This is a genomic window from Microbulbifer thermotolerans, from assembly GCF_900112305.1.
In the GTDB taxonomy this organism is placed as follows: Bacteria; Pseudomonadota; Gammaproteobacteria; order Pseudomonadales; family Cellvibrionaceae; genus Microbulbifer; species Microbulbifer thermotolerans.
Map to the genome: position 1 here is coordinate 31,072 of NZ_FOKT01000013.1, position 15,102 is coordinate 46,173.

Genomic DNA, 15,102 nt, shown 5'->3' on the forward strand with positions numbered 1-15,102 from the left:
CGTGGCTATAGATAACATCAGATCGAGCCTTTAGATGAGGTAAAAGCGGTTTCATCCCCTGCTGCTGGGTACGCTGTTCTTTACCTGTGCATAAATCGGGGGCTGCGGGCTCAAAGACGTGACACTGATCCGTTCACTCACACAACACTATAAGAGACAAAACCCAATGAAAAAGAAAAAAAATGTATTGCGATGTTTGGGATCTTCCATTGCGCTGACCGCCACAGTCGGCTTGAGCACGCTATCAGCACAGCAAGCGGAAGCGGCAACGTCCTCCGGTATGCTCTCCCCGGTCACTCCTAAGGACGTCGTTTACCAGATTATTACCGACCGCTTTGTCGACGGCGATACTTCCAACAACATCCCGACAGGATCGAGCGCCAGTCTGTTTGACGATCCAGACCAGGACGGCCTCGGTAACGGAGACGACCTGAAACTGTATCAGGGCGGCGATTGGCAGGGGATCATCGATAAAATTTCCTACCTGAAAAACATGGGCGTTACCGCGGTGTGGATTTCCGCCCCCTACGAAAACCGCGATACGCCAATTTACGACTACCAGCAGAGCGGTGGCTACGACCTCTGGACCAGCTTCCACGGTTATCATGTGCGCAACTATTTCGCCACCAACAAGCACTTCGGCCTGATGCAGGATTTCGAAGCGCTGAGGGACGCGCTGCACGCCAACGGCATAAAGCTCATTATCGATTTTGTATCCAACCATACGAGCCGCGGCACCAACCCGACCAGTGGCAACTCACCGGAGGACGGCAAGCTGTACGAGCCTGACAAGGACAGCAACGGCGACTATGTCTTTGACTCAAACGGCAACCCTGTAGACTACAACTCCGATGGAAACGTCGAAAACCTGCTCGCCGATCCCAACTATGACATCAACGGCTGGTTCCACAACCTCGGTGACCGAGGCAGCGATGACACACAGTTCGGGTACCGCTTTAAGGACTTGGGCTCTCTGTCTGATTTCTCCACTGAGAACGCAGCGGTTGTAGAACATCTGGAAAAAGCGGCCACCTTCTGGAAATCCAAAGGCGTAGATGGTTTCCGCCACGACGCAACCCTGCATATGAGCCCCTCATTCGCCAAGGGATTCAAGGATGCGATTGACTCCGCAAGCGGTGGTCCGCTTACCCACTTCGGAGAGTTCTTTATCGGACGTCCAGACCCGAAATACGATGAATACCAGTCTTTCCCGGATCGCACGGGTATAAACAATCTCGATTTTGAGTACTTCCGCGCATCAACCAACGCTTTCGGCTACTTCTCTGAGACGATGAGTGCATTCGGCCAGATGCTGATTGCGACCAGCGCCGATTACGAGTACGAGAATCAGGCAGTCACTTTCCTCGACAACCATGACGTCACCCGATTCCGCTACATTCAGCCGAACGACAAACCTTACCATGCGGCTCTGGCCACACTGCTCACTGCACGCGGCACGCCCAACATCTACTACGGTACAGAACAATACCTGACCTCTGCCGACAGTAGCGACATTTCCGGGCGGGTGTTTATGGAAAGGGAGACCTCGTTCGATCAGACAACCACGGCCTACAAGATCATTCAGTCCCTGTCAGCACTGCGCAGGCAGAATGAAGCGGTCGCCTATGGCGAAACTGCCATACTTTACAGCAGCGACGATGTGCTTGTTTTCAAACGGCAGTTCTATGACAAGCAGGTGATTGTCGCGGTAAACCGCCAACCAGACCTGTCCTTTACTGTCCCGGCAATCAATACGACCCTGCCTGCGGGAAGCTACGATGACGTGCTGAACGGCCTGCTGTACGGGGACTCCATGACCGTCAACAACGGAAAGATAGGCTCCTTTACACTCGCAGGTGGCGAAGTCAGTGTCTGGTCTTACAATCCCGATCTGGGCACCGCTATTCCCCGCATTGGCGATGTCGTGTCCACAATGGGACGCGCTGGAAATACCGTCTACATATACGGCACAGGTCTCGGCGGCACCGTTACCGTCAAATTTGACAGCACAGCGGCAACCGTAGTGTCCAACAGCGATACGATGATCGAAGCAATCGTACCCAATGTCAGTGCGGGAGCCAGACAGATTACGGTCACGAAAGGTACCAACGTCAGCAATCAGTTCCGCTACGAGGTATTGTCCGACGATCAGAATCAGGTCATCTTTAAAGTTAACGCCACTACCAGCTGGGGAGTGAATATCTATATCGTCGGTGATATTCCGGAACTGGGCAGCTGGGACACCTCCAAAGCTGTAGGCCCCTTCCATACGCCGAACTATCCGGAGTGGTTTCTGCCGGTCTCAGTGCCGAAGAACACCACCATTCAATACAAGTTCATCAAAAAGGACAGCAGTGGCAATGTAACCTGGGAAGGGGGGAACAACCGCTCCATTACATCTCCCTCTTCATCCACCGGGACTCTGGATACAAGCGTTTTAACCTGGCAGTAAACGCTTATCGGACCCCAAACGGAGAAAGCCTGGCCAGGAATGGCCAGGCTTTGCAGGGGTAACCCAAGGTTGTCCATGGTGACCTAGAGCGCCCATCAATCGAGCGGATGATTGCTTTACTCTAATTTTTATATTGATTCATGTGCGTTGAGAAAAAGTTGTCTATGAAAAACATTAGCCGGATCACAATAAGCGCCCTATTTTCCGCGGCACTCGCCTTTCCCACCGCATCCAACGCCGGCGAGAAAGTTGAGTTTGTGCCGCAATGGGCTAAACAAGTCGTCTGGTATCAGATCTTCCCAGAGCGCTTTCGCAATGGCGATACCACCAACGACCCCAAAGTGAAAGATATCCTCGGAGCGGACCCTCAGGATCCGCCGAAACACTGGCAGATCCACCCCTGGGGTAGCGACTGGTACAAATTACAGCCCTACGAGAAGGCCAACGGCGAACCGGAGTTGTGGAAACACCTGCTGCGGCGCCGCTATGGCGGCGACCTTCAAGGCGTTATCGATAAACTCGACTACCTGAAAGATCTCGGCATCAGCGCCATCTACCTGAACCCTGTCTTCGATGCCCCGTCGCTGCACAAATACGATGGCGCCAGCTACCATCATATAGATCCAAACTTTGGCCCCGACCCGGAAGGGGACCGCAAACTGATGGCCACGGAAAATCCACTGGACCCTTCAACCTGGGTCTGGACCAAGGCCGATGAGCTGGCACTGAAGCTGATCGACGAAGCCCATAAGCGGGATATGAAAATTATCTTCGACGGTGTGTTCAACCATATGGGCATCAACAGCTTCGCCTTTCAAGACCTGCTGAAGCACCAGCAGGCGTCTCCCTATAAAGACTGGTTTATTGTCGAGTCTTTCCGCGACGAAAAAAAAGGAACGGAATTCAAGTATTCCGGTTGGTTTGGCGTAGCCTCTCTACCCGAGTTCAGGGAAGATGAAAACGGTCTGGTCAAAGGGCCTAGAGACTACGTATTTTCCGCAACTGAACGTTGGATGAATCCGAAAGGCAAAGGCATAGAACACGGCATCGACGGCTGGCGGCTGGACGTGGCCTTCGAGGTGCATCACAACTTCTGGAAAGCGTGGCGCAGCCATGTGAAGTCGATCAATCCCGAGGCCTATCTCACTGCGGAAATTGTCGACGAGCCGGAGAAAGTGAAGCCGTATTTTCAGGGCGACGAGTTTGACGGCGAAATGAACTACAACTTTGCCTTCACCGCAGCCGAGTTCTTCTTCAACCCGCCGGGCATGAATATCAGTGCCAGCGAATTTGACCGCAAGCTGAAAGAACTCAGGAACCTGTATCCACAGGGTGTGGCCTATGTGGTGCAAAACCTGTTTGGCAGCCACGATTCCAACCGTATCGGCTCACATATCGTAAACCGCGGTATCGGCAACTTCCGGGATTGGGACAACTACTTCCCCACCTCACAGGTCACCAATAACCCCGACTACAACGTCAGGAAGCCCAACGCCCAGGAGATACAACTGCAAAAACTCTTTGCCATCTTCCAGATGACCTATGTGGGCGCACCGATGATTTATTACGGCGACGAAGTGGGCATGTGGGGCGCAAACGATCCGGATAGCCGCAAGCCGATGATCTGGCCGGACATCGAATACGAAGATGAAGTTTTCCTGCCCGACGGAAGCAAGCGATCGCCCGACAAGGTTGCCGTGAATAGTGATCTGCTGTCGCACTATCGAAAACTAATTCATATTCGCAACCAAAACCCGGCGCTGCAGCAGGGAGATTTTAATCCGGTAGTGATCGATGACGAGCGCCAGCTTTACGGTTATCTGCGGCAGTATCGCGACAATCGGGTACTGGTGATATTGAACAACTCTCCGAAGACACAGAGTATCTCGACAGAAATACTCGGTGATTCCACTTGGCGGGATCTACTCAGCAACAAAACAACTACGCTCGACCAGAGCCTGGGGGAAATCAAGATTTCTCCACGAAACGGGCTTGTGCTGGTAATGCAATAAAAGACCGGCTCCATTCTCTCGGAAAAATTCTGCGGAGAGCTGCGCGAAACAGCTCTCCGCAGAGCCGAGGAGCCCGCTCTCCGTTATCCAACATTCGGTAAATACTGTTCGTGCTCTGGCAGACTATTTACCGTGCCGTCGATCAGAGTCCTCAGGCTCGCCATCAGATCTCCCAGTTGCTCATCCGACAAAGCATCCGCAACTGGGTGATAATCCTCCGGCACTATGCCCTGCCCGATCATTACCTGCTGCCAGGCCGCCTCGCTAAACAGATCGTCGTAATCGCGGAATACCTTGCCGGTTCTGCGGAAGAGCTCCACCTTCTCGCTCAATGTATCCGGCACCCCCATCGCCTCACAGTCGCGCCAGAAATCACTGTCCCGGCGCTGGTTGGCCTTGTAGTGCAGGATAATGAAATCGCGGATATGTTCGATTTCTACCCTGGACTGGCGGTTGAATTCGGCCACCTCTTCCGCGCGGATGCCGCGATGAGGGAACATTTTCATCAGCCGGGTGGCGGCGGTTTGAATCAAATGGATACTGGTGGATTCCAGAGGCTCCAGGAAGCCACTGGACAGGCCGATACTGACTACATTCCTGCACCATTGCTCGCCCCTGCGGCCGGTGCGGAACGGGATAACCCTGGGTTCCGCCAGTGGCTCACCATCCAGATTGCTCATCAACGCTTCCCGTGCCCGGTCATCACTCCAGTGCTTACTGGAATATACCAGGCCGTTGCCCGTGCGGTGTTGCAGCGGAATACGCCACTGCCAGCCAGCCTCGTGGGCAATGGAGCGCGTGTAGGGCACGATGGGTTTTGCTGATGCACTGGGTACCGCCATGGCCCTGTCGCAAGGCAGCCACTGGGACCACGCCTCGTAGCCGACGCCCAGGGTTTTCTCTATTAGCAGCGCGGCCATACCGGTGCAATCCACAAACAGATCGCCGTCAATCTCCAGGCCAGACTCCAGTAGCAGGCCTTGGATAAAGCCGTTGTCCGACCGGACTCTCACCTCCTTGACCATACCTTCGATCCGTTTGACGCCCCGGCCCTCGCTATAGCGCCGCAGAAACTGGGCGTAGAGCCCCGCATCGAAGTGATAGGCGTAGGAGATACCGGGTAGATTGGTGCCTTGGATATGCGTCAGTGGAGCGAACTTATTGTTGATGGCCGCCTGGTAGTTCAACGAGTAATCCCAGAAGCTCGAAGTGTCGCCGCTCAGGCGACTGCGGTTCCAAATATGGTGAAAATCACAAAAGGCGAGATTCTTGCCGATACTGCCAAAGGCGTGCATATAGCTGTCGCCACGCTGCAGCCAGTTCTCAAACTGAATTCCCAGTTTTATAGTGCCTTTTGTGGCAGTTAGAAATTCCCGCTCATCAATCCCCAATGCACGGTTGAAATGGATTATCGGTGGGATGGTAGCTTCACCTACCCCTACAGTTCCGATGCGGTCCGATTCCACCAGAGTGATATCGATGACTTTTCCCAGCACCTTGGCTGCCAGGGCTGCAGTCATCCAGCCGGCGGTGCCGCCGCCCAGTATGACCAGTTTTTTTATATTTCCATCACTCACTTGAAACACCCGTTCGTGAAGCGAAAAATAAAAAGGCCCTTGCAACACGGGATTGCAAGGGCCTTCAACCTGTGAGACTAACTACCGGAAATCAGAACTCGTAACTGAAACCCAACAGATAAGTCTTGCCGTAGCTCTGATAGTCACGAACCTGTAGCTCATTGTCGCCACTCAGGGTAGTGAACGGCTCATCGGTCAGGTTAATGCCCTGCAGGAATACGGACAGGCCCTCGAGACCGCCAATACCGGATTCGGCAAAGTCGTAGCCAAGCTGTGCATCCCAGATGGTTTCCCCCAATACTTCAACCTGTTTTGGTTCGAAAGCGATATCGTAAACCTCTCCTTTGAAGTCGGAGCGCTTGCGCATACTGGCCCGCGCTGAGAAACCGTACTTCTCATAGTAAAAGGTAAAAGTCTGGATTTTGTCGGACAAGCCCGGCAGCTCATAATCGTTGCCATATTGGTCTTCGATATCTGAGCTTACGCCAGTATGGCTGGCCAGCATGCCGAATCCGTCCAGGTATTCGCTGAACACGTTTAACGGCAGGGCGACAGAGACTTCGTAACCCTGCAAAGTACCGCCACCACCATTGACCTTGCTGCTGCGAGTCGCAGTGGTATTCACTCCGTCCGGTAGTTGCACGGCACTTAGGTCCATAATTTCGGAGAGATCCACCTCGTAAATATCGTCGAAGTGCCAGTTGTCCAGGTCTTTCCAGAACAAGGCGATAGAGAAGTAGCCTTCATCGCTGAAGTAGTTCTCATAGGACAAATCCAGGCCCACTGCTTCCTTCGGCTCCAGGTAGGGATTACCTCCACTGATGCTGAAGTTATTGCCATTTGCGTCCTGTACTGCCAGGTAGTCGTAGCTCACGGAAGAATTCATCTCATCCATGCGCGCACGGGATATGGTCTTGGCCGCTCCAAAGCGCAGCGTCTGCTGCTCATCGAGCGCCAAGGCCAAGTTCAGACTCGGCAACAGATGTCCATAGTCGTGCTGGATATTGGACGGCACGGCAACCACCGCTCCGTCTTCAAGCTTCCCGGCGTAACCTTTAGACTCCACTTCGGTATGAACATAGCGCAGCCCCGCGCTACCAGTCAGCACCAAGCCGGCAACTTCGGTCTCGAAACCCGCTTCAACAAAGGCGGCGGTAACCTGCTCACCCACAGAGTAAGACTTGGTCAGGTGCGAGAGATCGGCCAGGGACGCATCGGTCAGCTCATAGTAACCATCCGCCAGCAGGGCTTTGGAATCATAGGCGATCATTTCATCCATGCCGATAAAGTCCAGCGATACACTGCCCAGGCGATACGCCTCCGGCACTACGAGAGTATCCGGGAAAGCAGCCAGGGTTACGTAGTAACCGTGAGACTGTTTGTCTTTCTGCCGATCGCGGTAGGAAATACCATAGCTGATTTCGTTGACAATACCGGCATTGACCATCTGGGTCGCAGCCAACTTCAGAGAGGTCAGCTCATCATCAATTTCCGGCGCATTGAGAAAACCGTCCTGCGCAGTATTTATCAGTGCATCATCAGTAACGTACTTGTTGTTGAGAGTTTCATTCCAGCCCCAGGTAAGCGGGCCGCCCAATTGGATCAGGTCCCAATCACTGTAATCCAATCCGTGAGTAAAGATAGCACCGGCATTACCAGAATTAAGGGTGTAACTTAGAGTATCGGCCACTCCCCCATTATCACCTCGACCGGTACCTGAGTAGCTCTCAAAGCTCCAGATCTGACGTTCTACCTTGGAGTGGCTGATATCAAACCCCAACTGCAGATCATCACTGAAATCGTATTCGACGTTAAACCCGAATGATTGCAGTTCGGCATCGCGATTCTCCACATCGTTTCGAACCACGACGCGCTGACCTTCGGTAATACCGCTGGTATAAAAGCCATTAGTCGCATCCCCGATAGGCTCGAAGACACCCTGCCCCCCAGCGAACGGGATTTCAATACCGCGCAGGATTTTCTTATCGGAGTAGTCCACATACAGGCTGTCGAAAGTCATATGCAGTTTGTCTGTGGGCCGGGCCTCGAGCACCAACATGGCGCTGTCCCGATCAAGAACAGACGAACGCACATAAGGCTTGGCCCCACTGAGCATGCTGGTCTCCGTAGAGTCCCATGGGGTTCCATCTGAATTTCGATTATTCTCGTCACCCGGCCAGCTCTTGTAAACACCCTGGTCAGTCACAAAAATCTCGGGATATCCCCAGGCATTCCAGCGCTCTTCCTGGTTCGGCGAGCTCATGGTGTTAAAGGCGAAGGCCACACCGATAGTGTCATCGGCAAATTGATCGATATAGGAGAAAGTGGTGCGGTAGCCGGAATCCTCACCGTCGGGATTCAGCTTATCGAAGCTGGTCATCTCGTACTGACCGCTGACCTTGACTAGCCGCTCGCCGCGCTCGAGGGGCTTAACGGTCTGCATATCGATCACACCCGCGATGCCCTCGGCTTCGAGGTCCGCTGTCGGCGTTTTGTATACGGTAACGCCGCTCATAATCTCGGACGGGTACAGATCGAACTCAACGCCGCGGTTATCGCCGATGGACACCTGCTCGCGGCCGTTGAATGTGGTTGCGCTCTCGTTCTCACCAAAACCGCGGATAGTCACACGGCTGGCGCGGCCGTCCAGGCGCTGGGAGGCCAGGCCCGGCAGGCGGGAAATGGATTCTGCAATGGAGGAGTCGGGCAGCTTGCCGATATCTTCGGCGGATATGGCTTCAACGACCGCCTTGGCATCGCGCTTGGTGTCGATGGCATCCATCACACTCTTGCGGAAGCCGGTGACCGTTATCTCTTCCAGCTCCTGTGGCTCCGCGCCCTCTTGTGCATGCACGCCCAATGAAGCGGTCACAGTCGCCGCCACGGCAGCAGACAGCAGTGTCGGCCGGAAGCCCCCTTTACCTTTATTGGATAGACTCATCATCTTCTCCCAGGATTTATCGTTATGGTGAGGCCTTGCATCCTAGGCCTGCCAAATATCCGTAACATCCTCCCCCGAGGGGGGAGGAGGCGGGAGAATCCATGGCGCCCTTTGTCCAGGCGCCTTACCACAGCCTAACCCATTGATTTATTTAGCTTTTACCAATCAACCAGAATCAATCTTCCAGATGTGCTGCGGCCCCGATCAAGGCTTGATAGCCGGCATTTAGGGCGTAGACGGGCACAGTCTCCATCCAGCGCTCCACCCTGCCCTTGCTGAGGAAACGTTGCTCGAACTGACTCTCAGGCAGCAACTCAGCGATGCGTGGCAGTATACCACCGCCGAGGAATACGCCGCCGCGGGCCCCCAGATAAAGGGCCGCATCACCCGCCGCACTGCCGAGAAAGTTGAGGAAGTCCAGCAGCGTTTCCCGACACAGGGGGTCCGAGCCCTCCAGGCCGCGCGCACTGATGTCCGGCGGCGTCAGCTCTTCTGCCTTGCGGCCATGCAGATCACAAACAGCGCGATAGAGATGAACCAGGCCACTGCCGGACAGCACCCACTCATTGAACACTGGCTGCTGCTGTTTCATAAGCTGCTGCAGCAATTGCAGCTCGCGCTCCGTCGACACCCCCAGATTCGCGTGGCCACCTTCACCAGCCAACACGTGATAGTGACCGTTATCAACGCCCAATCCGGCCACCCCCAGACCGGTACCGGGGCCCAGTACCACCATGGCGGCGCCGGGCACCCGCGGCTTGTCACGCAGTACCCGGTAGTCTTCCCCTGTCAGCCGAGGCAGGGACAGTGCCAGAGCGGCGAAGTCATTGATCAGCTCCAAGCGCGGGAAACCGAACTCCTCTTGCAGGGACTCAGTGGTAATGGTCCAACCCAGGTTGGTCATATAGACACGGCTGCCCTGCCCATCCTGCTCCAGCGGCCCGGCCGCGGCGATACATACCTGCTGCGGGTGTGGCTGTTCCAGCCCATCCAGCCAGTGGCGCAGCGCCGCGTTGAAGCCGTCAAAGCGCCTGCAGTCAACCACACTCAGTGATTCCAGCTGATAACCGCCAGCTACGGGCTTGGCAATAGCAAAGCGGGCATTGGTGCCGCCGATATCCGCTACGATGCTTGTCATCTTTATCCTTAATCCCTACCGCAGAAAAAAATGGCGGTATAAGGTACGGCGTCGCGCAAAATAAAACCAGTCCCATCGCGGTCATAGCCCCTTCCCCGAAACGGCACGGTCTTACCGCAATGCGCTCCGGGGGGGACAGACACAAAAAAAAGCCGGCACTGTGGCCGGCTGAACAGAGGGGGTACCCGGTTACCACCAGGTGGCATAAAGCGCTGCCAGCACTAGAGAAACCCCCAGTGCGGCCAAATTGAAGCTCTGACTGGTGGAAAAGTCGATTTCACGCAGAGCCAGGGCACCATCTGCAGTAGTTGTCGCCGCCTGGGCTCGCCCCTGGAGCAGGGACACGCCCACCGCCAGAGCAGTACAGACCAGGAATACCAGCCCCACCCGGTCGATAAACGGCAGCGCTGGCCACCACAGTTTCAGCGCCAGTGACAATAGCGCCGAGGCGATAGCGGCCACCAATGCCGAATTTGCCGTGGCGCGGGGCCAGAAGACGCCGAGCACAAAGAGCACTACGATTCCCGGGGTAAAGAAGCCGGTGAACTCCTGGATATACTGGAACGCCTGCTCAAACTGACCGAGCAACGGCTGAGCACAGAGCATAGCCAGCAGCAGGGAGGTCATGCTCGCGGCCCGACCCACAGTCACATAGTGGCGCTCGCTCTGACCCGGCTTGTAACGGGAGTAAATATCCATCGTAAAGATGGTGGCAATGCTGTTGGTCATCGACGCCAGGGATGAGACGATGGCCGCAACCAGGGCAGCGAACACCAGTCCTTTGAAGCCCACTGGCATCAGGTTCATCAGCTCCGGATAAGCCTGATCCGGGCGCGATAGACCGGGGAGCAGCACCGCCGCGGCAATACCGGGCAGAACAACGATAATCGGCATGAGCAACTTCAGATAAGCGGCGAAGGCAATGCCCTTTTGGCCCTCCTCCACACTCTTGGCCGCCAGGGCGCGTTGCACTATGTACTGATTGAACCCCCAGTAGCTGAAGTTCATCACCCACATACCACCGACCAATACCGACAGCCCCGGCAGACTCGCATAGTGGGGGTTGTCCTTCGACAAAATCATGTCGAACTTTTCCGGTGCCTGACGTGTCAACTCGATAAAGCCGGCAACGGGTCCACGCCCTCCGGCAATCAGATCCAGCGCCAGCCAAGACAGCAACAGGCCGCCAAACACCAGCAGTACCACTTGGATAATATCTGTCAGCGCCACCGCCTTGAGGCCGCCATAGAGGGAGTAGGCAGCGGAAAACAAACCGAGGAATAGCAGGCCGAACAGCAACTCGACACCAGCTATTGCATTAATGGCCAAAGCACCTAACCACAACACCGCTGTCAGGTTTACGAAGGTATAAACCCCCAGCCAGAAGATAGCCAGTACTACCTTTACCCGATGATCATAACGCTGTTCGAGAAACTGCGGCATGGTGTAGATTTTCTTGCGCACGAATACCGGCAGAAAATATTTTCCGACCAGAATAAGCGTGATCGCCGCCATCCACTCATAGGACGCAATTGCCAGTCCTATCGCGTAGCCGGAACCAGACATGCCGATAATCTGTTCGGCGGAGATATTAGCCGCAATCAACGATGCACCCACCGCCCACCAGGGTAAGCCTTTGCCCGCCAGAAAATAATCCTGGGTATTTTTCTGGTGGCCGGACTTTTCCCTGGAGACCAGGTAGCCAATAGTAACCAGAGCGGCTACATAGACGGCGAAAATTACGATATCTATTGGTGCTAACTGCATTTCTCTCACCATATTTTTTATTTTCTGGTTGGCTTTGGTTCATTGCCTCAGCCATATTGTGATGCGACAAATTATTGGAAATACATTCCTACAACCTGTCTCTGTCGCGAGCGACAGAAGGGCAAATCGAGCTTAGGGAACCTCTGATTAATTCGAGTGGATACTACGGTGGGTTCCGGGGCGCTCAGGCAACAGGATGGATATTTCGAAAACGCAACAAGCACTTCCCTGTAGCTCCGACGGATACACCCCTGTATCCGACGGTTTCGAAATATCCGTCCTATCACCTGAGCTTCACATCCGCCCCGAAGCGCCTCCGCCACCAGAAAGTGACTTAATCAGAGGTTCCTTTAATAGTTTTTTAGATTTTCACGATGCGGAACCAATTGATATTCCAGCCACCCTGTGCCGCATAAATGCCCAGCTGATATGTTCCCGCCGGCAATTCCACTTGATGCTGTATCGTGGTCCAATTCTGCCAACCGCCAGTTGCGGGAATATCTAATGCACCTAAAACGGTCTGGCCTGCATCCTTGTCCAGTGAAAGCCGGCCACCACCGGAGTAACTGGCGACACGATATTCAATGCGGTAAGTACCAGCTTCAGGGATCTCTACTCCCGCATAGGCCAACCAATCGCCTGTGTCTATCCAGCCTACATTCAGGCCGCCGCCGGTATCCGAGGTAGATTCGGTCTGGACCCCGGACATTGCGGTGTAATCCTCTGCCTGAATCGTCAGATCAAATTCGGTCGGGGATTCAGCTGGCGGTTCCTGGCTAGATGAACCGTTAACCGACATCTGCCCCGCAGGCACTTCAAAGCTGGTGCCATCCGAGAAGGTCACAGTGCGGGCGCTGCTGCCGAAGTTATAGGCCAGATAAGTTTTCTGACCGTTATTATCGAATACTAGTGCTGCCGGGTAATCGGCACTTAACACACCATCACCACTGGCCAATTGGCCGAGCGCCTTGTAGGTATGAATCCAATGGTAAGTGTGCGCTTTGGTTTCACCGGCTTCGGGCGTGTAGTTAAAGTTCACCGTGTTGAAATCAGCAACGGCAGCAGTGCCGTCTGTCATAGCCCAGATATTCCACCAGACATCCCGCCAGTGCCCCTCGGGCAGGCCGGATGGCTTGCCATTGCTTGATTCACCGCTCATACCGAGGGCCACATAGTCCGCCAGGTAATCCGGATGCTGGCCGATATGCAGCACCAGCGGGCTCAGCGGCAGGCCCTGAATACCGAGGATGTGTGCATAGGCACCACTAAACCAAGTGGCAAATACATGACCATTGCCCCAGATAATCGAGGTGGTCATCTTGTCGTAATCGGGCAGGAAGTTATCGTAGTCGCCGCCGAGACCGCGGTAACGATCAATATTGTTCCAGTACTCCCAGTACGCCGCTGTGGAGGATGCGTGTAAATACATACCCCGCTCCACCAACTCATCATTGCCGGTAATCAGACCATACAGCACTATCGCACCGTAGGCGTTGGCCGCCTCCGAAGTGGATTCATTGTTGTTACCGAGGGCAAAGTTGGCGTGACCAGAAGCCCACGAGAATCCGTTAGCCGGATCGAAATTGCGCAGATAGGGGAACATCGGGTCGTCGCGTCCGCCCGCATAGTCTCGGATCAGCAGCTCCACCATTGGGCCCCAGGCCGAGGGCGCGCACCAGTCCGGATCTACACGGCAGATCTCCGCCGCCGCGCGCACAAAATAACCGTAGTGGAAGTGGTGGTCATTGAGTTGCTGCTGAGCGCCGAAGGATTCATCGAAGCCAAGTAACGTATTCCAGTTTTCGTCATAAACGAAATACTTGTTGATATCCAATCCGCCACTGGTGTTCGCACGGAACCAATCCTCCAGCTCGCCTTTGAGCCAGTTAATTAACTGATCCGCCTCGGTCGTCATGCCGTGACTGCGCGCAATAGCGGCGAGCTCGGCCACTTTCCCGTAGTTCTTTCCGGACCAATAGGTGTCTGTATTGAGATTCCAGTTACCGGCGTCGATAAACTCTTGCACCAGCTGACGCAGCTGGTTTTCATCGTAGTCACCGATACCCTCGGGGAAATAAGGCAGAACGCCGACAAAGGGCAGCTGGTAACTGAACTGGCTGGTAGCCGCAAACTGCACCACACCGCGGGCGCTGCGGGCATTGTAGCCAGACAATGGCTGAGCGGAATTCTTCCACTGCAGTGGCATCAGGCCGGCCAGCGTGGTTACCGGGGTCCCCTGATAGCGATAGGAATGGGAAATTGTTACCGAGTTATCGCTGCGGTCGACGGAGTAATCGATAAACACCTCATCTACCGGCTGCTGCGCGTACTGGGCAAAAGTCTGAATGGTGGCACTGCTTGAGTCCGGCAGCCAGGCCACGGTAATGGTGTCGCTGCCCACCACTGAGATCTCAGAGCTGCTGGAATTATCGAACTGAGTATCGCCATCCCCCACGATCAGGAAGTGGTTGCGTATTTCCGCCACATTTGTCCACACGCCCAGGCTGTTGCCGTCGCTGTAGAAGGTGCCCTTCTCCGCGCCATCTGCGGCCTTGGTACGCAGCACCAGCTGCCCCTGCAGTGCGGTGAAATATACATAGGGTGAACCGTAGACAAAGGTCGCCTCCATCACCGGGGTCGAACCGCTGCGCCACTGTACGGTGGCGGAGCCATCGCTGTAATCCTTCAGGTAGGCGTCCATATCGTCGTACGCGGAGTTGCCCACCGCTATCCCATCGAATACCTCATTAAAAGGGTCGGGGATTTGGTAGGTACTCTCAATCCCGTTAGAGAGCGTTTTGATACCCGCGGGAATTGATAACAGGCGCGCACCGCGATTGCTAATACGTGCAGTGATCGGATCCGGAGTGATATATGCCGCATCCCCACTATCGCCGATGGTCATCTCACCGAGGAAGGACACCGATCCCCACCAGCGGTGGGTCATAGTCGGCTTTTCGCTGGCTGGCGCCACAAGTTGCGGGTAGCGCGGAGTCGGAGTACCAATGGGATCACAGGAACTGACACCGGGTTCTACCACTCCCGCGTTGTGAATCCAGTACCCATAGTCAACCACGCAACTGTAGCCCGCCGGGTTGATGGTGTCGCTGATATTGCCAGCCCCGTAGCTAGTAAAGGCCGCTTCGGCCAGAGGCGCCGCCGCAAGGCCGGAAAGCGTCGCCCCCAACCAGAAAGACTTGCTGAGAAGTTTCATC

The 15,102-nt window shown here is 54.9% G+C and carries 7 protein-coding genes; 2 read left to right on the plus strand and 5 right to left on the minus strand.

The window, feature by feature from the left end:
* The first annotated feature begins 166 nt into the window (after window positions 1-166).
* Complete coding sequence (locus BM155_RS16135) at window positions 167-2,452, plus strand: alpha-amylase family glycosyl hydrolase (RefSeq protein ID WP_074904295.1); 2,286 nt, start codon at window positions 167-169, stop codon at window positions 2,450-2,452.
* Window positions 2,453-2,616: 164 nt separating this feature from the next.
* Complete coding sequence (locus BM155_RS16140) at window positions 2,617-4,464, plus strand: glycoside hydrolase family 13 protein (protein ID WP_074904298.1); 1,848 nt, start codon at window positions 2,617-2,619, stop codon at window positions 4,462-4,464.
* An 83-nt stretch (window positions 4,465-4,547) separates the two neighbouring features.
* Here the strand turns inward: BM155_RS16140 and BM155_RS16145 are convergent, their stop codons facing one another.
* The 5 genes from BM155_RS16145 to BM155_RS16165 form a co-directional block, all read right to left on the minus strand.
* Window positions 4,548-6,041 carry a tryptophan halogenase family protein gene (locus tag BM155_RS16145; protein ID WP_074904324.1) on the minus strand — a complete coding sequence of 498 codons (1,494 nt, stop codon included), beginning with the start codon at window positions 6,039-6,041 and terminating at the stop codon, window positions 4,548-4,550.
* Window positions 6,042-6,132: 91 nt separating this feature from the next.
* The gene (locus BM155_RS16150) at window positions 6,133-8,982 is read right to left on the minus strand and encodes a TonB-dependent receptor (protein WP_074904301.1); all 2,850 of its coding nucleotides are present in this window, start codon (window positions 8,980-8,982) and stop codon (window positions 6,133-6,135) included.
* A 175-nt stretch (window positions 8,983-9,157) separates the two neighbouring features.
* Window positions 9,158-10,120 carry a glucokinase gene (gene glk, locus BM155_RS16155; RefSeq protein WP_067155750.1) on the minus strand — a complete coding sequence of 321 codons (963 nt, stop codon included), beginning with the start codon at window positions 10,118-10,120 and terminating at the stop codon, window positions 9,158-9,160.
* A 189-nt stretch (window positions 10,121-10,309) separates the two neighbouring features.
* Window positions 10,310-11,887, minus strand: coding sequence for a sodium/sugar symporter (locus tag BM155_RS16160; protein ID WP_074904327.1), 1,578 nt, complete (start codon window positions 11,885-11,887; stop codon window positions 10,310-10,312).
* A 361-nt stretch (window positions 11,888-12,248) separates the two neighbouring features.
* Entirely contained in the window at window positions 12,249-15,101 is a 2,853-nt protein-coding gene (locus BM155_RS16165) for a glycosyl hydrolase (RefSeq protein WP_074904304.1), read from the minus strand.
* Window position 15,102 lies beyond the last annotated feature (1 nt).